Raw genomic sequence first — 19,775 nt, 5'->3', positions numbered from 1 at the left:
GGTCGTCGCCGCGCGGGACGCTGCGGCGCCTGCATTACACTGGCACGCTTACCGCGCGAGGCACGGAGCCTTGCTGCGAGTCTCATACCTGTGCGGCGGGTCTGTCCGTCCCGCCACTGCGCACACTGTCCAAGGAGAGTCCGTCTGATGCAACGCGCCCGCATGCTGTTGCCGCTGCCGGCCATGCTGGCTGTTTTTCCTTCGCTGTCCCACGCCGCCGACATCGATGGCGCAGCCCTTGCCGCATGGTGGGGGTTGCCATTCGCCGGCGTATTGCTGTCGATTGCGCTGTTGCCGCTGCTCGTGCCGCGTTTCTGGCATCACCACTACGGCAAGATCGCGGCGGGCTGGGGCCTGCTGTTCCTGCTGCCATTCGCGGCGGCGTTTGGCGTGCACGCGGCGCTGGCAGGAGCGGTGCATGCGTTGCTGGCCGAGTACATTCCGTTCATCGCGCTGATCGCAGCCCTCTACATCGTCGCGGGCGGCATCTGCGTGCGCGGCAACCTGCATGGAACGCCGCGGCTCAATACCGGCATCCTGGCACTGGGCACCGCTCTGGCCAGCTTCATGGGCACGACGGGCGCGGCCATGCTGCTGATCCGGCCGCTGCTGCGCGCCAACGACAACCGCCGCCATGTGGCCCACGTGGTGGTGTTCTTCATCTTCCTGGTGGCCAATGCCGGCGGCGCGCTGACGCCGCTCGGCGACCCGCCGCTGTTCCTCGGCTTCCTGCAGGGCGTGGACTTCTTCTGGACCATGCGCAAGATCCTGCCCGAGACCTTGTTCATCTGCGTGGCGCTGCTGGCCATCTTCTACGTGCTGGACCGGCACTACTACTACAACAAGGAGGAGGAACTGCCGGCGCGCGGCGATCCCACGCCGGACACGCGCGGCATCCGCATCGAAGGAAAGATCAACTTCGTCCTGTTGCTCGCAGTGGTGGGGCTGGTCCTGATGAGCGGATTGTGGAAGCCGGGCATTTCGTTCGATGTGCTTGGCACCGACGTGCCATTGCAGGCAGCCGTGCGCGACGTGATGCTGGTGGCGGTGGCCATCGTCTCGCTGCTCGTGACGCCGCATTCGGCGCGCAGCGGCAACGAGTTCAGCTGGGAACCGATCCTGGAGGTTGGCAAGCTTTTCGCCGGCATCTTCCTGACCATCATCCCGGTCATCGCGATGCTCAAGGCGGGCACCGATGGCGCGTTCGCGGTCGTGGTCCGGGCTGTGAGCGACGCCAACGGCCAGCCCGTCGACAGCATGTACTTCTGGGCGACCGGCCTGCTTTCGTCCTTCCTGGACAATGCCCCGACCTACCTGGTGTTTTTCAATACAGCAGGCGGAGATGCCGCCACGCTGATGACGCGTGACGCGTCGACGCTCGCGGCCATCTCTGCCGGCGCGGTCTTCATGGGCGCCAATACGTACATTGGCAATGCGCCGAACCTGATGGTGAAGGCTATCGCTGAAAACCGGGGCCTGCGCATGCCCAGTTTCTTCGGCTACATGCTATGGTCTGTCTCGATCCTGTTGCCGCTGTTCCTGGTGATGACGTTCCTCTTTTTCCATGTGTGATGCCATGAAGCCGTCTGTCCTTGTCACCCGCGCCATTTTTCCCGACGTCATTGAACATCTTTCCCGGTACTTCGACGTCGATGACAACCAGCAGGATGCCGTGCTCGACGCCGCCGCGCTCAGGTCACGCCTGGCCGGCAAGGCGGGCGTGCTGACCAATGCCGCGGACCGTATCGATGCTGGCCTGATCGCCGCCCTGCCTGGCCTGCGAGCCGTCTGCAATATGGCGGTCGGCTATAACAACCTCGACATTCCGGCGCTGACGGCGGCGGGCATCGTTGCGACCAACACGCCCGACGTACTGACCGAAACCACGGCCGATTTCGGCTGGGCGCTGCTGATGGCGACCGCGCGCCGCGTGACCGAGTCCGAGCATTACCTGCGCGATGGCAGGTGGCAGCGCTGGAGCTATGACATGATGGTCGGCATGGACGTGTACGGCAGCACGCTGGGTATCCTGGGCATGGGCCGCATCGGCCAGGCGCTGGCACGTCGCGCGGCCGGGTTTGGCATGACGGTGCTATACCACAACCGCAGCCGGCTGCCGGAGTCCACGGAGCAGTCGCTCAATGCGCGCTATGTCAGCAAGGCCGAGTTACTGCAGCAGTCGGATCATTTGGTGTTGGTGTTGCCGTACGGCCCGCATAGCCACCATGCCATCGGTGCCGCCGAACTGAATCAGATGAAGTCCACGGCCACGCTGATCAACCTGGCGCGCGGCGGTATCGTCGATGACGCCGCATTGGCGCAGGCGCTCAAGGCACGCCGTATCTTTGCCGCAGGCCTCGACGTGTTCGAAGGTGAGCCCGATGTCCACCCGGACCTGCTGACCGTGCCCAACGTGGTGCTGACGCCGCACATCGCCAGCGCATCGGAGAAAACGCGCCGTGCCATGGCCATGCTGGCCGCCGACAACCTGATCGCGGCGCTCGATGCCGGGCCCAGCGCCGGACATCCGCTGTCGGTCATCAATCCCGCGGTGATGGGGCACCGCCGCTGAAACGTTTCCCATGACCTGGATCCCCTTGCTCACGCTGGGCGTTGCGCTGCTGGCGCTCGCCCTGCTGCTGGTTCTCGTACTGCGCCAGCACGCTTCTCCCGCCGCCACCGGCGACCTGTATCGCCAGCTTGCCGATTCCCGCCACGAAAACCTGCGCGGCATGGAGCGGCTCGAGCGCGAACTGCGCAACGAGGTCGCCGAGGCCGCGCGTGGCAGCCGATCGGAGTCGGCCCAGCAGATGCTGCGCTTCCAGCAGACGCTGTCGTCGCAGCTCACGAGCATCGCCACGCTGCAGAACAACCAGATCGACACCTTTGCCCAGCAACTGGCCAAGCTGACCGAATCGAATACGCAGCAGCTCGAACATGTCAGGCAGAACCTGCTGCTGCAGGGCCAGCAGGCGCGCGACGAGCAGGCCGTGTCATTGCGGCGCTTCGGCGACGGCCTGCAGCAACAGCTTGCGCAGATGTCGGAGGCCAACGAGCGCCGGCTGGCCGAGGTGCGCGCCACGCTGGAGCAGAAGCTGCGCGACATCGAGGCCAACAACGCCGCCAAGCTCGACGAGATGCGCCGCACCGTCGACGAGAAGCTGCACGCCACGCTGGAGCAGCGTCTGGGCGAGTCGTTCCGGCTGGTCTCCGACCGGCTGGAGCAGGTGCATCGCGGACTCGGCGAAATGCAGATGCTGGCGCAGGGCGTGGGCGACCTGAAGAAGGTGCTTACCAATGTGAAGTCGCGCGGCACCTGGGGCGAGGTGCAGCTCGAGATGCTGCTCGAACAGATGCTGACGCCAGACCAGTACGGCAAGAACGTGGAAACCGTGCGCAATTCGGGCGCGCGCGTGGAGTTCGCCATCCGCCTGCCAGGCAAGGATGCCGCGCAGGGTGCGGTTTGGCTGCCGATCGATGCCAAGTTCCCCAAGGAGCAATACGAGCGGCTGCTCGACGCCCAGGAGCGTGGCGACGTCGACGGCGTGGCCGCGTTTGGCCGCGAACTGGAAATGGCGTTGCGGCGCGAGGCGCAGACCATCTCGGAGAAATACCTGTCGCCGCCTGCCACCACCGATTTCGCCATCCTGTTCCTGCCGACGGAGGGGCTCTACGCCGAGGCATTGCGCCGGCCGGGCCTGACCGACGTGATGCAGCGGAACTACCGCGTCACGGTGGCCGGGCCGACCACGCTGACGGCACTGCTCAACAGCTTGCAGATGGGCTTTCGCACGCTGGCGCTGGAAAAGCGTTCCAGCGAGGTCTGGGAGGTGCTGGGCGCCGTCAAGACAGAATTCGGGAAATTCGGGGAAGTGCTGGCCAAGACCCGCGACACGCTCGAGCGCGCGGCACGCAATATCGAGCAGGCCGAGGTTCGCACGCGCCAGATGGCGCGCAAGCTGCGAACGGTGGAAGCGTTGCCCGGCGAGGCGGCACGGCAGTTGCTGGGCACTGGTGTGCCGGAATTGCCGGAAGTGCCGGAAGTGTCGGAAGACGGGGTTGGCTGAAGCTGGCGGCGCAGCGCGCGCCAGCCCGAAACTGGATCAGTTCGGCTCTTCGGGAGCCAGTTCGCGCACGTGGACTTCGATGCCGCCGAAGCGCGCGGCTACCCAGTTATAGGCCTTGCAGGCCAGCCACAGCAGCCCGAATCCGATCAGCGCGTTCAGGATCAGCGCGGTGAATACGGTGATGCCGGGCAGGTCGCCGTAGCGCACGAACGCGACAAACAGGCCCAGCGAGACGATCGGTACCGAAAAGCACAGGTAGACCAGCACCAGCGCGCGCGCGGTCTTGACCGGGTGGAGGTAGGCAATCTCCTGATTCATGACTGGGGAGGGCAATGTTTCAAAATCGTGCGGCAAGTGTAGCGACTGCCCGGACCGACGCATAGCCCGACAGCGGCGTGGCGTGCATTTCACACGCAGCAGGCCCATGCCAGCCGCCAATATGCAGCGCAAAAACGACACATTGGCGCCGCCCGGGCCACCCGTTGGCAGGGGCTCAGACCAGTCCGTCGAACAGCATCACGTCGACCATGTCCCCGGCGCGGACCGAATCCTGCTCATGGGCCAGCACGATGAAGCAGTTGGCTTCGCTCATCGAGCGAAGCACGCCCGAGCCTTGCTGTCCCGTGACCCGCACCTCCCAGTCGCCGCCCTGGCCCGGCGCCAGGATGCCGCGCTGGTATTCGGTCCGGCCAGGCTTCTTGCGGATCGCCTGGGCGCTGCGTACGCGCATCAGCGGCAGCGGTGGCACGCTGGCCCCCATTTGACGGTGCAGCGCGGCGCGCACGAAGTGGTAGAAGGTCACCATGACGGCCACCGGATTGCCCGGCAGGCCGAACAGCAGCGCGTCGCGCCCGCCCGAGGCGATGCGCCCGAAAGCCATGGGCCGCCCGGGACGCATCGCGATTTTCCAGAACGTGACGTCGCCCAGGCTGGCCATGATCTGCTTGGTGTAATCCGCTTCGCCTACCGAGACGCCGCCCGAGGTGATGACCGCGTCGGCGTTCTCGCAGGCCGAGCGGAACGCGGCTTCCAGCGCGGCGGGGTCGTCGCGCACCACGCCCATGTCGATCAGCTCGACGTTCAGGCGTCGCAGCATACCGTGCAGGGTGTAGCGGTTCGAGTCGTAGACGCAGCCGGCATCGAGCGGCTCACCGATGGAGCGCAGCTCGTCGCCGGTGGAGAAGAAGGCCACGCGCAGGCGGCGGCGCACCCGCACTTCGGCAAAACCCAGCGAGGCCAGCAAGCCCAGGTCCGCCGGCTGGATGATGCGTCCGGCCGACAGCGCGGCCTGGCCGCGCGCCAGGTCTTCGCCACGCAGGCGGCGGTTGTCACCGGCGCGTACCGTGTCGGCGGCAAAGCGGATGCGGCTGCCGTCGGCTGACGCTTCCACAAACTCCTGCGGCACCACGGTGTCGCAGCCCTCTGGCATGACCGCGCCGGTCATGATGCGCACCGCCTTGCCCGCGCCCGGCTGGCTGCTGGCGCCGCCCCCTGCGAATGCGGTCCCTGCGATTTCGAGTTCCAGGTGCCCCGCAGCCGACTGCAGTGCGCTGCTGGCGAAGGCGTAGCCGTCCATCGCCGAGTTGTCGTGCGAGGGGACATCGATCGGCGAGATGATGTCCTCGGCCAGCACGCGATCCAGCGCGCTGCGGATGGGCACTTGCTCGATGCCGCGCACCGGTTCCACCACCTCGCCGATGATGCGGTTGGCGTGGGCCACGGGCAGGGCAGTGGGGTCGTAGTCGGAGAGACAGGAAATGACGGTTTGCAGGGATGGCATGGTGGGAACGGGCCGTTAGCGGGCTTCGTGCGTGCGCAGCTCGTCGAGGGTGTTGATATTGGCAAAGGCGCCGGCGTCATCGAACAGGACTTCCGCGAGCCGGTGCGAGGTCGCCCAGGTTTCGATCTTGCGGCCGCCGCCGTTCAGGTAGGCGACCATGCTGTCCAGCATGCTGACCGGCATCAGGCAGAAGACCGGCTGGAGCTGGCGGCGGCCGTTCTCGTCGAGCGTGACCGGGATCGCCAGTTCGGCGCCTTCAACCTCGATGGCGTCGCCGAGCCGCTGCACCAGATCGGTGGGCAGGAACGGTGAATCGCAGGGCGCGGTGACCATCCAGCCGGTTTGGCATTGCTCGAGCCCGGCCAGCATACCGGCCAGCGGCCCGGCAAAGTCGGGCACCGAATCGGTCACCACCGGCACGCCGAACGATTCGTAGGCCGACAGGTTCCGGTTGGCATTGATCATCAGCGCGCCGGTCTGCGGCGTCAGCCGCATCATGGTGTGCATGGCCATGGGCGTGCCGTGCAGGGGCTGCAGGCCCTTGTCGGTGCCGCCCATGCGGCTGCCCCTGCCGCCTGCCAGGACCAGGCCGGTAATGTCGTCGCGTGCAATCATCGGAAGGATTGGGTCCGGCGGGGTGTCATCCGCCGATGTATGACATTTCGATCTTGCGTTCGGCGCGAGCCTGCCGCACCGCGGGGTTGCTGCGCTGCTCGGAGTAGTTGTCGGTGCGGCCCTGCCATACCTGCGCGATGGCGTTCGACACCTGCAGGTCGCTGTAGCCACCGCGCAGCAGGGCGCGCAGGTCATAACCCTCGGTCGCGAACAGGCACAGGTAGAGGCGGCCTTCGGTCGACAGCCGGATGCGGCTGCAGTCGCCGCAGAAGGCGTGGGTCACGCTGGAGATCACGCCGATCTCGCCGCCGCCGTCGCGATAGCGCCAGCGCTCGGCGGTTTCGCCGGCGTAGTTGGCCTGTACCGGCTCCAGCGGAAAGGCCTCGTCGATGCGGCGCACGACTTCGGCGGACGGCAGCACTTCGTCCATCTGCCAGTGGTTGCTGGCGCCGACATCCATGAACTCGATATAGCGCACGATGATGCCGCTGCCGCGGAAGTGGCGGGCCATCGGCACGATCTCGGCATCGTTGGTGCCGCGCTTGACCACCATATTGACCTTGATCGGCGCAAGCCCCACGGCCTGGGCGGTCTCGATGCCGTGCAGCACGTCTGCCACGGCGAAGTCCACGTCGTTCATGCGGCGGAAGGTGGCGTCGTCGATGGCGTCAAGGCTCACGCTCACGCGGCTCAGGCCGGCATCGCGCAGCGAGCGCGCCTTGCGCGCCAGCAGCGAGGCATTGGTGGTCAGCGTCAGGTCCAGCGGCTTGCGAGAGGCGGTTTCGATGCGCGCCAGCATTTCCACCAGCTTTTCGATGTTCTTGCGCAGCAGCGGCTCGCCGCCGGTCAGGCGGATCTTCTCTACGCCGAGGCTGACGAACAGGCGCGCCGTACGCTCGATTTCCTCGAAGCTGAGCAGCTCCGAATGCGGCAGGAAGGTGTAGTCCTTGTCGAAGACTTCCTTCGGCATGCAATACACGCAGCGGAAGTTGCAGCGGTCCGTCACCGAGATGCGCAGGTCGTGCAGCGGGCGCGCCCGGGTATCGGCGACCAGCCCGGAAGGCTCAAGCAGCGTTTCGGGGATGCTGGGCGTCATCGAGCGGTAGCGATGATCGCGCAGATCGAAGATCGGAATGACGGTTTCGGTCATGGCCTGTGGGTGGGCGATGCGTCCGGAGAGCGGGGCTCGGGGACCGGACGCATTCTGTTGCCATTCTATCCGAGGCCGGCTGCCGGCATCCGGATTGACCATGCATGAAAAAAGGGGACGGCCTGAGCCGTCCCCTTCGATTCCTGCTGGCAGGAAATGTGGCGCTTACTGCTGTGCGGCCATTTCGACTTCGCGACCGCCGGTTTCGACCAGGATCATCGGGCCTTGCTGCATCGGCGGCAGCGGCTTGCGCTCACGCGGCACACGCGGAGCGGGCACGATGCGTGCGGCGGCCTCCTGGGCTGCGCGCAGCTTTTCGCTGTCCGTGTTGACCCATTCCAGGCCGGCCGTGGCCAGCATCGGTTGCAGGCTTTCCATCGCCAGCGGCGACGCGGCCGACGGGCTGGTCACCACGGCAGGAGCCGGTGTTGCCGGTGCAGCGGCCGCGGTGGCTACGGGCGCCACCGGCGCTTCAACCACCGCGGGTGCGATGGCGGCTTGCACGACCGGCGCGGCCGGCTCGGCTTGCGGGGCCTGTACGGGCTCGGCGGCCACGGCCACCGGCTGGACGACCACGGGCGCCGGCGTAGCTTCAATGGCCGGAGCCTCTGCAACCACAGGGGCAGGCGCCTGCGTCACAACCGGTTCGGCCGCGGCTTCGGCCACGACGGCGGCAACAGGTTCGACGGCCTGGGCGGGCACTTCAGCGACCGGCGCGGCGGCTTCCGTTTCACGTACATCGGCTACCGCAGCGGCCGGAGCCGGCGCGGAGACAGCCTCGGCGGCGACGGCCACGGTCGCCTCGGCGGCGATGTCCGAGGCCGTGGCGGCTTCGGCGTCATCCTGCGAGGCCTGCACCGAATCGTCGCGCTCGCGACGATAGCGGTTGCGGCCGCGACGGTTACGGCGGCGGCGTTCTTCGCCGTCTCCACCTTCGGTCGCGGCTTCAGCGCCTTCCGGCAGGTCGGCGCGCAATGCCTCGGCTTGCGTGTCCTCGAGCGCTGCCCGCGGCAGGCTGGCGGCGGCCTGGATCGCGGCAACAGCTTCTGCCGGTGCGGCTTCGCCGGCTTCGGCTTCACGCGTGTCGCCGCGTTCACGCTGGCGCTCGCGCTGCCGTTCACGGCGCTCCTGGTTGCGGTCGCGACGGCCTTCCTGGCGGCCTTCCGTGCGTTCGCCTTGAGCGGTGTCGGCCTGGCGGGCTACTGCGGGGGTGGCTTGTGCGTCACCCTGGCGCGGCTGGCGGCCCTGGCGTTCGCCGCGAGGCTCGCGTTGCTCAGGACGCTCGCCGGTCTGGCGCTCTGCACGTTCGCCGCGCGGACCGCGTTCGCCACGCTGGCGCTCACCACGCTCACCGCGCTCGCCGCGCTCGCCGCGCTCGCCGCGTTCACCACGGTCGGCGCGTTCGCCACGCTGACCCTGGCCGCGGCCTTCACCGCGCTGGCCACGTTCACGACGCCCATCGGCGCTGCGCGTTTCACTGGCTACAGGCTTGGCCGGCTCGACCACCACCGGTGCCGCCGGGCGGGCACCAAACAGGCCCTTCAGCCAGGCGATGAAGCCGCCACCTTCCACCGGCCTGGTTGCCGGGACAGGCGGGGCTGCGGGAGCGGCTTCCGGACGCGGGGCGCGCTCGGGGCGCGGTACCGACACCGGTGCCGGTTGTTCCGGCGTAATGCCCTTGACCGCGGCTTCCTGGCGCGGCTTGGCGTCTTCCTTCTTGCGACTGCTGTAGCTGGTGTCGGCTTCCAGCTCCTTGGCGGCGGCTTCCGCCATGCGGTAGCTGGCCACGCCTTCTTCCAGGCGCGGATCGTCGTGGCGCAGACGTTCCAGCTTGTAGTGCGGCGTTTCCAGGTGCTTGTTCGGAATCAGCAGCACATTGACCTTGAAGCGCAGCTCGATCAGGTTGATTTCCTGGCGCTTCTCGTTCAGCAGGAAAGCGGCAACCTCGACCGGCACCTGGCAGTGGATGGCGGCGGTGTTTTCCTTCATCGCCTCTTCCTGGATGATGCGCAGCACCTGCAGGGCGGACGATTCGGTATCGCGGATATGGCCGGTGCCATTGCAGCGCGGGCAGGTGATGTGCGAGCCCTCGGACAGGGACGGACGCAGGCGCTGGCGCGACAGCTCCATCAGGCCGAAACGGCTGATCTTGCCCATCTGCACGCGTGCGCGGTCGTGGCGCAGCGCATCCTTCAGACGGGTTTCTACATCTTTCTGGGCCTTGCCCGACTCCATGTCGATGAAGTCGATCACGATCAGGCCGCCCAGGTCGCGCAGGCGCAGCTGGCGGGCGATCTCGTCGGCAGCCTCAAGGTTGGTGCGCAGCGCGGTTTCCTCGATGTCGGCGCCCTTGGTGGCACGGGCCGAGTTCACGTCGACCGAGACCAGGGCCTCGGTGTGGTCGATCACGATGGCGCCGCCGGACGGCAGCATCACCATGCGGGAATAGGCCGACTCGATCTGGTGCTCGATCTGGAAACGCGAGAAGAGGGGCACGTCGTCCCGGTACTTCTTCACGCGGTTCATGTTGTCAGGCATCACCACGCTCATGAAGGCGCGGGCCTGTTCGTAGATCTCGTCGGTATCGATCAGAATCTCGCCGATATCCGGCTGGAAGTAATCGCGGATCGCGCGGATGACCAGGCTCGATTCCAGGTAGATCAGCAGCGGGGCCTTGTTGTCGCCGGCGGCGCCGTCGATGGCCTTCCACAGTTGCAGCAGGTAGTTCAGGTCCCACTGCAGTTCCTCGGCCGAGCGGCCGATGCCGGCGGTACGGGCGATGATGCTCATGCCATCGGGCACGGTCAGCTGCGCCATGGTTTCGCGCAGTTCCTGGCGGTCTTCGCCTTCGATACGGCGCGACACGCCGCCGCCGCGCGGGTTGTTCGGCATCAGTACCAGGTAGCGGCCGGCCAGCGAGATGAACGTGGTCAGGGCCGCGCCCTTGTTGCCGCGCTCTTCCTTCTCGACCTGGACGATCAGTTCCTGGCCTTCATGCAGGGCATCCTGGATGCGCGCATTGCGCACGTCGATGCCTTCCTTGAAGAAGGCGCGGGCGACTTCCTTGAAGGGCAGGAAGCCGTGGCGTTCCTCGCCGTAATTGACGAAGCAGGCTTCCAGCGAGGGTTCGATGCGGGTGATGACACCCTTGTAGATGTTGCCCTTGCGCTGTTCGCGCCCGGCGGTTTCGATGTCGATATCGATCAGTTTCTGACCGTCGACGATGGCGACGCGCAACTCCTCCTGTTGCGTCGCGTTGAACAGCATGCGTTTCATCGCAATACCTCACTCCAGTGTCGCGGATGGCACCGTCAAGCGATGTCCGCGGCGATCGATGAAGCACGCAAGGGAGCGAAGCGAGGCGCGAGAATTGCCGAAAAGCGCCAGATTGCGTCAAGACGCAACCGGCTGGGCGCGGGTGAAAGAAAGGCGACGACGCCTGCGAGGACGTCCGCATGGCGGGAGAGAACACCGGCTGCTGCTCTTGTCGCAGAAATCCGGCGTGTTCCCGGATGCCGGTGGCGATGCGGGGCCGGCGCAATGGGCGCCGGCGGCATCGCGGCCGGCCACGGAAGGCCTAGACGCGTCAAAGAGCAAGTTTTTCGGACGCGGCACGGCGATCCATTGCTACCTGACATCTCCTGGCGGGCGCACCTACTACTTCTTGGAGTTCTGCGACCGGGCGCCGGTATTTCTAGTCAGGTGGCAGGCTCGCCTGCCGGCCGGCACCGTTTCCTGGTGCGGCGGGACTTTCTCTCACCGAAGCGGATGCCACCTGGCATCCGCCTTCAAATTCTGTATTACCTGAACACTTTGTTCCCACGAAATTGCCGGCCTTGCCGAAGCCACCTATGGGCGACTTCCTGCGCGCCGGCAATTGCGCGCGTGCTGCTTTGCCGCCATTTGCCCGTCTGGCGCCTGCGGGTTACGCGAATAAGCGGGAGACGGAAGGGCTGACGGCAACCCCAAGTGTAAAATGCGATAAATCGCTTACACAGGCCTTGTGCTGCCGGTCATTGGCCGAAACAGCGAGGAAATTATATTGAAAATGAATGAGTTACGCCATCAAATTGAAACAGGGGCAAAGTCTGCGCCGGCGAGTCCCCAGGTGGCGTATGTCACGATCGACGAAGGCGCCGAAGGGCAGCGCATCGACAACTTCCTGCTGAAGATTTCCAAGGGGGTGCCGAAGAGCCATCTCTACCGGGTGCTGCGCTCTGGCGAGGTGCGTGTCAATAAAGGGCGCGTCGACGCCACTTATCGCCTGCAGATTGGCGACGTGGTACGCATTCCACCGATGCGGGTGGCGGAATCTTCACAGGCGGCCGGCCGGCAGCCCGTCCCGGCGGCCGATTTCCCGGTGCTGTTCGAGGACGCGCACCTGCTTGTCATCAACAAGCCGGCGGGCGTGGCCGTACATGGTGGATCCGGCGTGGCCTTCGGCGTGATCGAGCAACTTCGCAAGGCGCGGCCGCAGGCCAAGTTCCTGGAGCTGGTCCATCGCCTGGACCGCGAGACCTCCGGCATCCTGGTGCTGGCCAAGAAGCGTTCGGCGCTGGTCGACCTGCACGAGCAGATCCGCGGCAACAGCATGGACAAGCGCTACTTCGCTTGCGTGGCCGGGGCGTTCCCCAATAACCGCCAGCATGTCCGGTTGCCACTATATAAATACAGCACGCCGGACGGCGAGCGTCGCGTGCGCGTGCAGGCGGACGGCCTGGCGTCGCACACGGTATTCAGCCGGGTCGAGGCATTCCCCGGCTTCACGCTGCTGGAGGCCGAACTGAAGACCGGGCGCACGCACCAGATTCGCGTGCACCTGGCGCATTCCGGCTTTCCCATCGTCGGCGACGAGAAGTACGGAGACTTTACGCTCAACAAGCAGTTGGCCCGGGCGGGCGCGCGGCCGGGCATCAAGCGCATGTTCCTGCACGCGCACAAGCTGACGTTTGTCCATCCGGCGACGGGCGAGCCCCTTGTGGTGGTGGCGCCGCTGCCGGACGATTGCACCGGATTCCTGCAACAATTGCGCAGCCAGAAAAACCAGGACGCCCCGGAGTCGGGCGGCCGTCACGCCAACAAGGAAACCAATGGCCAGGCAACGATTTGACCTGATCGTGTTCGACTGGGACGGAACCCTGATGGATTCCACCCCGACCATCGCCAAGTGCATCCAGCTGGCCAGCCGGGATCTGGGGCTGCCGGTACCGGACGACAGCGCTGCCAGCCATGTCATCGGCCTGGGCCTGAAAGATGCCCTGTCCTATGCTGTCCCGACCCTGGATCCGGCCGATTATCCCCGCCTGGCCGAGCGCTACCGCTTCCACTTCCTCACGCGAGACGCCGAGCTGGTGCTGTTCGATGGTGTGCGCGAGATGCTCGAGGCGCTGCACGGGGAGCACTATTTCCTCGGCGTGGCGACCGGCAAGACTCGCGTCGGCCTGCAGCGTGCGCTGGCCACCAGCGGCCTGACGCAGCGATTCGACGCCACGCGCTGCGCGGACGAGAGCTTTTCCAAGCCGCATCCGGCAATGTTGCAGGAACTGACCCGTGAACTGGGTCAGGACATGGGTCGCACGGTCATGATCGGCGATACCACGCACGACTTGCAGATGGCTGCCAATGCCGGCGCCTACGGCATTGGTGTGTCGTACGGGGCGCATCCCGGGGATTCGCTGCGTGCCATGGCTCCCGTCCACTGCGCGGGTTCGATCGGCGACCTGACGGAATGGCTGCTGGCCAATGCCTGAGGCCATGATTGACGGCATCGCTGCGCAGTTCCTGTGCTCCGCAGAGGCATTGGTCGACGGCGGTGCCGGCGTGCGTTTCACCGTCGAGTTCAATGCGCGCCGGTTGGCAGCCTTTGCGGTGCGCTTTGATGGCGCGGTGCACGGCTACCTGAACCAGTGCGCCCACGTGCCCATGGAGCTGGACTGGCAGGAGGGACAGTTTTTTGAGTCCTCGGGCCTATACTTGATCTGCGCGACACATGGGGCGATGTACGAGCCCGACAGCGGCCTGTGCGTCGGCGGCCCGTGCCGGGGCGCCTCCCTGGCCAAGCTGCGTATCGAAGAGCGCGACGGCAAGGTATTCTGGGTGCCGGACGCGCCATACCGCCTGGCGGAGCCGGCGGATAATGCGTAAGCGGGTCACCTTGATCATTGCCTGACATCCGCCCCTTCCAAGAGCCTTTCCACGAGCCACTTGCATGACAGAACAGCAAAAGCCGCCTTTGGGCGAATCGGGTCAGCCGGATGAACAAGGGGGTGCCGGCCCTGCCGCAGCGCCAGGTCCGGCGAGCGGTACGGGCGAGGCGGAACGCCTCGAGACCGCGCAGAAGGCGGACTATCCGCTCGAGCGCGAACTGCGTGCCTCCGATGATGCGGCACGCCGCGAGGCCGGCGAGCGCAAGGCGCGCATAGAGGGCGGCAAGGGCAGCGGGCCGGTCGGCGGAGGTGCTGGCTGGGAGCGCGATGTGCTCGAAAAAGTGCTGATGGCGACATTGCGCGAACAGCGTGCCGCCCGCCGCTGGCGCATCTTCTTCCGGTTTGCCGGGCTGGCGGTCCTGCTGGTGATCTTCCTTGCCGTGTTTGATTTCAAGGGCGAGAGTGCCATCGGCACCGGCAAGCACACGGCCATGGTCTCCCTCGAGGGCGAGATCGCTGCCGGGACGCCAGCCAGTGCGGAATCGATCAACGCATCGCTGCAGGCGGCCTTTGCCGACAGCAATGCAGCCGGTGTGATCCTCAAGATCAACTCGCCCGGCGGCTCGCCGGTCCAGGCGGGCATCATCAATGACGAGATCCATCGTCTGCGTACGCTGTACCCGTCCAAGCCGTTCTACGTGGTCGTCGAGGAAATCTGCGCGTCTGGCGGCTACTACGTGGCCGCCGCCGCGGACAAGATCTACGTCGACAAGGCCAGTATTGTCGGCTCGATCGGTGTGCTGATGGATGGATTCGGCTTCACGGGGCTGATGGACAAGCTGGGTGTGGAGCGCCGCCTGTACACGGCAGGTGCCAACAAGGGCATGCTGGATCCGTTCTCGCCGCAGGTGCCCAGGCAGAAAGCCTATGCGGAAACCATGCTCAAGGAGATCCACCAGCAGTTCATCGACGTCGTGAAGGAAGGGCGCGGCGATCGCCTCAAGGATGATCCGGAGCTGTTCTCTGGCCTGTTCTGGTCGGGTGAGCGCAGCGTCGAACTGGGCCTTGCCGATGGTCTCGGGGGTGCCGACTACGTGGCGCGCGACCTGTTCAAGGCCGAGGACATCGTGGACTATACCGTCAAGGAGAACATCGCCGAACGTGTGGCCAAGCGCTTCGGCGCCGCGGTGGGCACGGCAGCGATGAAGACGATGCTCTGGAGCACCGGTCTGCAGGGTATGCGGTAAGCGCGTACTCGCGGACGGCCGGTATCCGCCAAGCGCTGGAGCCCGCCAGGAACCTGCGGGCCCGTTCCATCAAGGTCCTTCCCGTTTTTGCGCCGTTTCAGCCGGCGAGCAAGGAAAAGATGGCGGGGCGCTTGTGCAGGTCCAGCCGGTCCGGCCGCCACTGCGCAAGCGGCAGCGTGACGATAGTCTCGGTCGGCAGTGTGAGATCCACTGCCACGGACAGCAGTGTGGCGCCGGCACAGTGCTGGCGCAGCGCGTCGAGCAGGGCGCCGTTGCGATAAGGCGTTTCAATCCAGACCTGGGTCTGGCGGAACTTGCGCGAGTGCTGTTCCAGTTCGCGCAGCCGCTTCGCGCGCTCGTCGGGGTCCACCGGCAGATAGCCGTTGAAGGCGAAGCTCTGGCCGTTCAGCCCGGAGCCCATCACGGCGAGCAGGATCGAGCTGGGGCCGACCAGCGGGCGTACGCGGATGCCGCGTGCATGGGCCAGCCGCACCAGTTCGGCTCCCGGGTCTGCAACGGCGGGCACGCCGGCTTCGGACAGCAGCCCGCCGTCACGGCCGCCGGCCAGCGGCGCGAGCAGTTCAGCCAGCGCATCGGCGCGGGTGTTCACGTTCAGTTCACGAATTTCGATCTGCTGGATCGGCCGCGCCAGCGGGCATGTTTCGCCCAGCTTCTTGAGGAAGGCGCGTGCGGTCTTGGCGTTTTCGGCCACCAGGTAGTCCAGCCGCGCGGCGACCTGCTGGACGCCCGCCGGGATGACGTCGGGCAGCGGATCGGCGTCGTCGCGCTTGCCGAGTGTATTGGGGATCAGGTAAAGGGTGCCGCTCATCGTGTAGGTGCCGCTCATGCGGCAAAGAATGGGTAACCGGCCTGGCGCAGCATCGTCGTGAGCGCGATCAGCGGCAGGCCGACCAGCGCGGTGGGGTCATCGGACTCAACCCGCGACAGCAGCGCGATGCCCAGGCCTTCCGACTTGGCGCTGCCGGCGACATCGTACGGCTTTTCCAGGTGCAGGTAGGCATCGATCTCGGCGTCGCTGAGGTCGCGCATGGTGACGCGCGTCTGCACATCGGCAAGCTGCGACTGGCCGGTGCGTCCATCGAGCAGGCAGAGCGCGGAGTGGAAAGTGGCGGTACGGCCCCGCATCAGGCGCAGTTGCTCCCGCGCCTTGTCGTGGGAACCGGGCTTGCCCATCTGTCGGCCGTCGAGTGTCAGCACCTGGTCCGAACCGATGATCAGGGCTCCGGGCTGGCGTTGCGCGATGGCCTGGGCCTTGTTGAGCGACAGGCGCAGAGCGGTAGCCTCCGGCGTTTCGCTGTCCAGCGCGGTTTCGTCGATGTCGGGTACCGCCACCTCGAAAGGCAGGCGCAGCCGCTCCAGCAACTCGCGACGATAGGGCGAACTGGAGCCCAGGATCAGTCTGGGAAGCGGTTGTGAGTGCATAAGTGATTGAAGCGGAACAGGAATTCAAGGGGTAACGCACTCAAGGTCTTTGACCAGGGAGCAATTTTCATCTTATAATCCCGCGTTTCGCTGCATCCGAGCATGGCTTGCCATGCCGCCCGAGGGGCGAGTTGGTCCAGGATGTGGCGAGCCAAGCATGAGCAGCCATATGACCCAGTCGATCGACCTGCGCGAGCTAGATCTCTTTGCTTTCTGCCGCAAGGGCGGTAGCGCGGCTGGCGAGGTGGCGGTGCGGGATTTGCCGCGCATCTTAGCCGAGATGGCCGCGCAAGCGCCAGCTTCGGCGGCAGGTGAGGTTTTCGCCTATACGGCTACCGGGTTTGCGCGCGAAGAGGCTTCCGAGCCCGGTGCGCCGGTGGCGCAGCGCCTGTTCCTGGACCTTGCCGTGAATGGCCACGTCTGGCTGAACTGCCAGCGTTGCCTGGAGGTCTATGCGGAACCCGTCGCTACGTGCATGCGCTTTGAGGTGTTCGCCAGCGATGTGGCGGCCGACAGCGCGCCGATGGACGATGATGAGCTTGACGCGATTGTCGGCTCCAAGCGCTTTTCGTTGCTTGAACTGATTGAAGATGAGGTGTTGCTGGCGCTGCCTGCGGCCCCCAAGCATGCCGTCTGTCCGGTAGTGCACGAGAGTCTCGTGACTGGCGCCGACGGCGAGGTGGAGCCTGAGGCTGCACCGGAAGAAGAGGAAAAGCGGCCGTCGCCCTTTGCGGCGCTGGCCGGCCTGAAGACCAAGCATTGATGCCGCGCGGCGGTTCACGCAAAGTCTTGCGGGTAGTGGTTGAAGCATCCGGCCGGGCCCCGGCTACGCCTAGTGCAGGGTGCGTGTGTTAATATTGAAAAATTCTCGAAGGAGTCATCATGGCTGTTCAACAGAACAAGAAGTCGCCGTCCAAGCGCGGCATGCATCGCTCGCACGACCACCTGTCGGTCGCCCCGCTGGCAGTCGAGCCGACCACCGGCGAAACCCACCTGCGCCACCACGTGAGCCCGAACGGCTACTACCGTGGTCGCAAGGTCATCAAGACCAAGAACGACTGATCGCTTCGTTCGGCGTGACGTTTGCGTCTCGCTCGCGCATGCCTGTAGGTCAGAGACAAAAAAGCGGCAAGATCGTTGCCGCTTTTTTGTTGGGCGCTCGCGATGCGAACCGGCTTGTCGCCGGCGCCGATGCGTAATCCGTACCCGGAACAATGACGATCAAAATCGCTATCGACTGCATGGGCGGCGACCACGGCGTATCCGTGACTGTCCCGGCGGCGATCAGTTTTCTTTCCAGCCACGACGATGCCGAGGTGGTGCTGGTCGGCTTGCCCGATGCCATCCAGGCGCAGCTGAAGAAGCTGCACGCACAGGACCATGCGCGCGTCAGCATCGTGCCGGCGACCGAGGTCATCACCATGGATGACCCGGTGGAGGTGGCGCTTCGCAAGAAGAAGGATTCCTCGATGCGGGTCGCGGTGACCCAGGTCAAGGAAGGCCTGGCGGGTGCCTGCATTTCCGCCGGCAATACCGGCGCGCTGATGGCGGTGTCGCGCTACGTGCTCAAGACGCTCGAAGGCATCGAGCGCCCGGCCATTGCCACCACCATTCCCAACGAGAAGGGCTGGGGCACCACGGTGCTGGACCTCGGCGCCAACGCCGATTGCGAACCGGAGCACCTGCTGCAGTTCGCGCGCATGGCGGAGGCCATGGTCGCTGTGGTGGACCATAAGGAACACCCGACGGTAGGCCTGCTCAATATCGGCGAGGAAGTGATCAAGGGCAACGAGGTAGTCAAGCGCGCGGGTGAACTGCTGCGTGCCTCGGAGTTGAATTTCCATGGCAACGTGGAAGGCAACGACATCTTCAAGGGTACGACCGATATCGTCGTATGCGATGGCTTCGTCGGCAACGTAGCGCTCAAGAGCACCGAGGGCCTGGCGAAGATGATCGGTGGCATGATCAAGGAAGAATTCACCCGTTCCTGGTTCACCAAGCTGCTGGCGGGCATTGCCATGCCTGTGCTGTCCCGCCTGGCCAAGCGGCTGGATCCCGCGCGCTACAACGGCGCCTCGCTGCTCGGCCTGCGCGGGCTGGTGATCAAGAGTCACGGGTCGGCCGATGCCCATTCTTTTGAATGGGCGATCAAACGCGGGTATGATGCCGCCAAGAACGGCGTCATCGAACGCATAGCAAGGGCATTTGCCGACAAGACCAGCGCTGCGGGCGCTGCGCCGGCCAGCCCGGAGACCACACCGACCCCGCACCCCAGCACCCGCGCCGCCTGATGGACCGGGCCGGCGCCTGAGGCTGTCATACGGACAAATCGATCCGACACTACATGACCAAGTACGCAAAAATCATCGGTACCGGGAGCTACTTGCCTCCGCGGCGCGTGACCAACCATGATCTGGCGGTGCAGTTGGCCGAAAAGGGCATCGAGACCAGCGACGAGTGGATTTTCTCGCGCAGCGGCATTTCGGCCCGGCATTGGGCCGAGCCCGACGTGGCAAGCAGCGACCTGGCCGTCAAGGCTGCCGAGAAGGCGATCGAGGCGGCTGGCATTGACCGCCAGAGCATCGACCTGATCCTCGTGGCGACGTCGACGCCTGACTTCGTGTTCCCGAGCACTGCGTGCATCGTGCAGAACAAGCTTGGTATCGACAACCAGTGCGCAGCATTCGACCTGCAGGCGGTCTGCTCGGGCTTCGTGTATGCGCTGGCCACCGCTGACAAGTTCATCCGGAGTGGCTCGCATCGCAATGTGCTGGTGATCGGCACAGAAGTATTCTCGCGGATTCTCGACTTCAACGACCGCACGACATGTGTGCTGTTCGGCGATGGTGCAGGCGCGGTCGTGCTGACGGCCTCTGACGAACCGGGCATCCTGTCGACGGCCATGCACTCTGACGGCAGCCACGTGGGCATCCTGTGCGTGCCGGGCAACGTCGCCGGCGGCGCCGTCACCGGGAATGCTTTCCTGCACATGGACGGCCAGGCAGTGTTCAAGCTTGCCGTGAACGTGCTGGACAAGGTGGCGCGCGAGGCGATGGCCGCGGCGGAGATCCAGCCCGAGCAGGTCGACTGGCTGATTCCCCACCAGGCCAATATCCGCATCATGCAGGGCACCGCGCGCAAGCTCGGCTTGCCCGCCGAACGCATGGTGGCTGTCGTCCACGAGCACGGCAATACCTCCGCGGCATCGATTCCGCTGGCGCTTGATGCCGCCGTACGGGACGGCCGCATCCGCCCGGGACATACCGTGTTGCTGGAAGGCGTGGGTGGTGGATTCACCTGGGGTGCTGCGCTGCTGCGCATGTAACA

The 19,775-nt window shown here is 65.7% G+C and carries 18 protein-coding genes; 11 read left to right on the top strand and 7 right to left on the bottom strand.

Annotation, left to right across the window (positions count from 1 at the left end):
* Positions 1-147 precede the first annotated feature (147 nt).
* The 3 genes from AC3FNH_RS23505 to AC3FNH_RS23495 are packed head-to-tail and all read left to right on the top strand — an operon-like array spanning position 148 to position 4,067.
* Positions 148-1,572, top strand: a complete 1,425-nt coding sequence (locus AC3FNH_RS23505; RefSeq protein ID WP_488721743.1) for a sodium:proton antiporter — start codon at positions 148-150, stop codon at positions 1,570-1,572.
* A 4-nt stretch (positions 1,573-1,576) separates the two neighbouring features.
* Positions 1,577-2,572, top strand: coding sequence for a 2-hydroxyacid dehydrogenase (locus tag AC3FNH_RS23500; RefSeq protein WP_276099903.1), 996 nt, complete (start codon positions 1,577-1,579; stop codon positions 2,570-2,572).
* 10 nt (positions 2,573-2,582) lie between these two features.
* A complete protein-coding gene (locus AC3FNH_RS23495) occupies positions 2,583-4,067 on the top strand; it encodes a DNA recombination protein RmuC (protein ID WP_488721742.1) in 1,485 nt (494 codons plus the stop codon).
* Positions 4,068-4,103: 36 nt separating this feature from the next.
* Here the strand turns inward: AC3FNH_RS23495 and AC3FNH_RS23490 are convergent, their stop codons facing one another.
* From AC3FNH_RS23490 to AC3FNH_RS23470, 5 genes are all read right to left on the bottom strand, one after another.
* Positions 4,104-4,385, bottom strand: a complete 282-nt coding sequence (locus AC3FNH_RS23490) for a hypothetical protein (RefSeq protein ID WP_276099905.1) — start codon at positions 4,383-4,385, stop codon at positions 4,104-4,106.
* 175 nt (positions 4,386-4,560) lie between these two features.
* A complete protein-coding gene (gene moeA / locus AC3FNH_RS23485; RefSeq protein ID WP_488721741.1) occupies positions 4,561-5,847 on the bottom strand; it encodes a molybdopterin molybdotransferase MoeA in 1,287 nt (428 codons plus the stop codon).
* Between the two features lie 15 nt (positions 5,848-5,862).
* Entirely contained in the window at positions 5,863-6,462 is a 600-nt protein-coding gene (mobA, locus tag AC3FNH_RS23480; RefSeq protein WP_488721740.1) for a molybdenum cofactor guanylyltransferase MobA, read from the bottom strand.
* Positions 6,463-6,487: 25 nt separating this feature from the next.
* On the bottom strand, positions 6,488-7,612 hold the full coding sequence (moaA, locus tag AC3FNH_RS23475) for a GTP 3',8-cyclase MoaA (RefSeq protein WP_276099908.1): 1,125 nt from the start codon (positions 7,610-7,612) through the stop codon (positions 6,488-6,490).
* Positions 7,613-7,777: 165 nt separating this feature from the next.
* Complete coding sequence (locus tag AC3FNH_RS23470) at positions 7,778-10,888, bottom strand: Rne/Rng family ribonuclease (protein WP_488721739.1); 3,111 nt, start codon at positions 10,886-10,888, stop codon at positions 7,778-7,780.
* Positions 10,889-11,660: 772 nt separating this feature from the next.
* Here AC3FNH_RS23470 and AC3FNH_RS23465 point away from each other — a divergent pair.
* The 4 genes from AC3FNH_RS23465 (at position 11,661) to AC3FNH_RS23450 (ending at position 15,005) form a co-directional block, all read left to right on the top strand.
* Positions 11,661-12,722 carry an RluA family pseudouridine synthase gene (locus AC3FNH_RS23465; RefSeq protein WP_276099910.1) on the top strand — a complete coding sequence of 354 codons (1,062 nt, stop codon included), beginning with the start codon at positions 11,661-11,663 and terminating at the stop codon, positions 12,720-12,722.
* The gene (locus AC3FNH_RS23460; RefSeq protein ID WP_488721738.1) at positions 12,703-13,362 is read left to right on the top strand and encodes an HAD-IA family hydrolase; all 660 of its coding nucleotides are present in this window, start codon (positions 12,703-12,705) and stop codon (positions 13,360-13,362) included. The genes AC3FNH_RS23465 and AC3FNH_RS23460 overlap by 20 nt, the downstream gene beginning before the upstream one ends.
* The gene (locus AC3FNH_RS23455; RefSeq protein WP_488721737.1) at positions 13,355-13,756 is read left to right on the top strand and encodes a Rieske (2Fe-2S) protein; all 402 of its coding nucleotides are present in this window, start codon (positions 13,355-13,357) and stop codon (positions 13,754-13,756) included. The genes AC3FNH_RS23460 and AC3FNH_RS23455 overlap by 8 nt, the downstream gene beginning before the upstream one ends.
* Positions 13,757-13,820: 64 nt before the next feature.
* Complete coding sequence (locus AC3FNH_RS23450; RefSeq protein WP_488721736.1) at positions 13,821-15,005, top strand: S49 family peptidase; 1,185 nt, start codon at positions 13,821-13,823, stop codon at positions 15,003-15,005.
* A gap of 97 nt (positions 15,006-15,102) precedes the next feature.
* Here the strand turns inward: AC3FNH_RS23450 and AC3FNH_RS23445 are convergent, their stop codons facing one another.
* Together AC3FNH_RS23445 and AC3FNH_RS23440 are read right to left on the bottom strand one after the other, a co-directional pair.
* Positions 15,103-15,834 (bottom strand): SAM-dependent methyltransferase, encoded by a 732-nt coding sequence (locus tag AC3FNH_RS23445; protein ID WP_276100669.1) that lies wholly within the window; start codon positions 15,832-15,834, stop codon positions 15,103-15,105.
* A 14-nt stretch (positions 15,835-15,848) separates the two neighbouring features.
* On the bottom strand, positions 15,849-16,448 hold the full coding sequence (locus AC3FNH_RS23440; RefSeq protein ID WP_488721735.1) for a Maf-like protein: 600 nt from the start codon (positions 16,446-16,448) through the stop codon (positions 15,849-15,851).
* Between the two features lie 169 nt (positions 16,449-16,617).
* Here AC3FNH_RS23440 and AC3FNH_RS23435 point away from each other — a divergent pair, with 169 nt between their 5' ends.
* The 4 genes from AC3FNH_RS23435 (at position 16,618) to AC3FNH_RS23420 (ending at position 19,773) form a co-directional block, all read left to right on the top strand.
* Positions 16,618-17,211, top strand: coding sequence for a DUF177 domain-containing protein (locus AC3FNH_RS23435; RefSeq protein WP_488721734.1), 594 nt, complete (start codon positions 16,618-16,620; stop codon positions 17,209-17,211).
* 119 nt (positions 17,212-17,330) lie between these two features.
* Positions 17,331-17,510 carry a 50S ribosomal protein L32 gene (rpmF, locus tag AC3FNH_RS23430; protein WP_008644820.1) on the top strand — a complete coding sequence of 60 codons (180 nt, stop codon included), beginning with the start codon at positions 17,331-17,333 and terminating at the stop codon, positions 17,508-17,510.
* A gap of 152 nt (positions 17,511-17,662) precedes the next feature.
* A complete protein-coding gene (gene plsX, locus AC3FNH_RS23425; RefSeq protein ID WP_488721733.1) occupies positions 17,663-18,739 on the top strand; it encodes a phosphate acyltransferase PlsX in 1,077 nt (358 codons plus the stop codon).
* A gap of 53 nt (positions 18,740-18,792) precedes the next feature.
* Complete coding sequence (locus AC3FNH_RS23420) at positions 18,793-19,773, top strand: beta-ketoacyl-ACP synthase III (RefSeq protein ID WP_276099917.1); 981 nt, start codon at positions 18,793-18,795, stop codon at positions 19,771-19,773.
* The last annotated feature ends 2 nt before the right edge of the window (positions 19,774-19,775 follow it).

Source organism: Cupriavidus sp. 22TCCZM01-5 (assembly GCF_057798915.1).
The sequence above is the reverse complement of the archived record's forward strand: the minus strand, read 5'-3'. Positions and strand labels throughout refer to the sequence as shown.

What these genes read in the sequence shown, in the direction of transcription:
- moeA (WP_488721741.1), bottom strand. Translation starts at nt 5,847, where the DNA reads ATGCCATCCCTGCAAACCGTCATTTCCTGTCTCTCCGACTACGACCCC.
- AC3FNH_RS23440 (WP_488721735.1), bottom strand. Translation starts at nt 16,448, where the DNA reads ATGCACTCACAACCGCTTCCCAGACTGATCCTGGGCTCCAGTTCGCCC.
- AC3FNH_RS23445 (WP_276100669.1), bottom strand. Translation starts at nt 15,834, where the DNA reads ATGAGCGGCACCCTTTACCTGATCCCCAATACACTCGGCAAGCGCGAC.
- AC3FNH_RS23450 (WP_488721736.1), top strand. Translation starts at nt 13,821, where the DNA reads ATGACAGAACAGCAAAAGCCGCCTTTGGGCGAATCGGGTCAGCCGGAT.
- AC3FNH_RS23435 (WP_488721734.1), top strand. Translation starts at nt 16,618, where the DNA reads ATGACCCAGTCGATCGACCTGCGCGAGCTAGATCTCTTTGCTTTCTGC.
- rpmF (WP_008644820.1), top strand. Translation starts at nt 17,331, where the DNA reads ATGGCTGTTCAACAGAACAAGAAGTCGCCGTCCAAGCGCGGCATGCAT.
- plsX (WP_488721733.1), top strand. Translation starts at nt 17,663, where the DNA reads ATGACGATCAAAATCGCTATCGACTGCATGGGCGGCGACCACGGCGTA.
- AC3FNH_RS23500 (WP_276099903.1), top strand. Translation starts at nt 1,577, where the DNA reads ATGAAGCCGTCTGTCCTTGTCACCCGCGCCATTTTTCCCGACGTCATT.
- AC3FNH_RS23460 (WP_488721738.1), top strand. Translation starts at nt 12,703, where the DNA reads ATGGCCAGGCAACGATTTGACCTGATCGTGTTCGACTGGGACGGAACC.
- AC3FNH_RS23455 (WP_488721737.1), top strand. Translation starts at nt 13,355, where the DNA reads ATGCCTGAGGCCATGATTGACGGCATCGCTGCGCAGTTCCTGTGCTCC.
- mobA (WP_488721740.1), bottom strand. Translation starts at nt 6,462, where the DNA reads ATGATTGCACGCGACGACATTACCGGCCTGGTCCTGGCAGGCGGCAGG.
- AC3FNH_RS23420 (WP_276099917.1), top strand. Translation starts at nt 18,793, where the DNA reads ATGACCAAGTACGCAAAAATCATCGGTACCGGGAGCTACTTGCCTCCG.
- AC3FNH_RS23465 (WP_276099910.1), top strand. Translation starts at nt 11,661, where the DNA reads ATGAATGAGTTACGCCATCAAATTGAAACAGGGGCAAAGTCTGCGCCG.
- AC3FNH_RS23495 (WP_488721742.1), top strand. Translation starts at nt 2,583, where the DNA reads ATGACCTGGATCCCCTTGCTCACGCTGGGCGTTGCGCTGCTGGCGCTC.
- AC3FNH_RS23470 (WP_488721739.1), bottom strand. Translation starts at nt 10,888, where the DNA reads ATGAAACGCATGCTGTTCAACGCGACGCAACAGGAGGAGTTGCGCGTC.
- AC3FNH_RS23505 (WP_488721743.1), top strand. Translation starts at nt 148, where the DNA reads ATGCAACGCGCCCGCATGCTGTTGCCGCTGCCGGCCATGCTGGCTGTT.
- moaA (WP_276099908.1), bottom strand. Translation starts at nt 7,612, where the DNA reads ATGACCGAAACCGTCATTCCGATCTTCGATCTGCGCGATCATCGCTAC.
- AC3FNH_RS23490 (WP_276099905.1), bottom strand. Translation starts at nt 4,385, where the DNA reads ATGAATCAGGAGATTGCCTACCTCCACCCGGTCAAGACCGCGCGCGCG.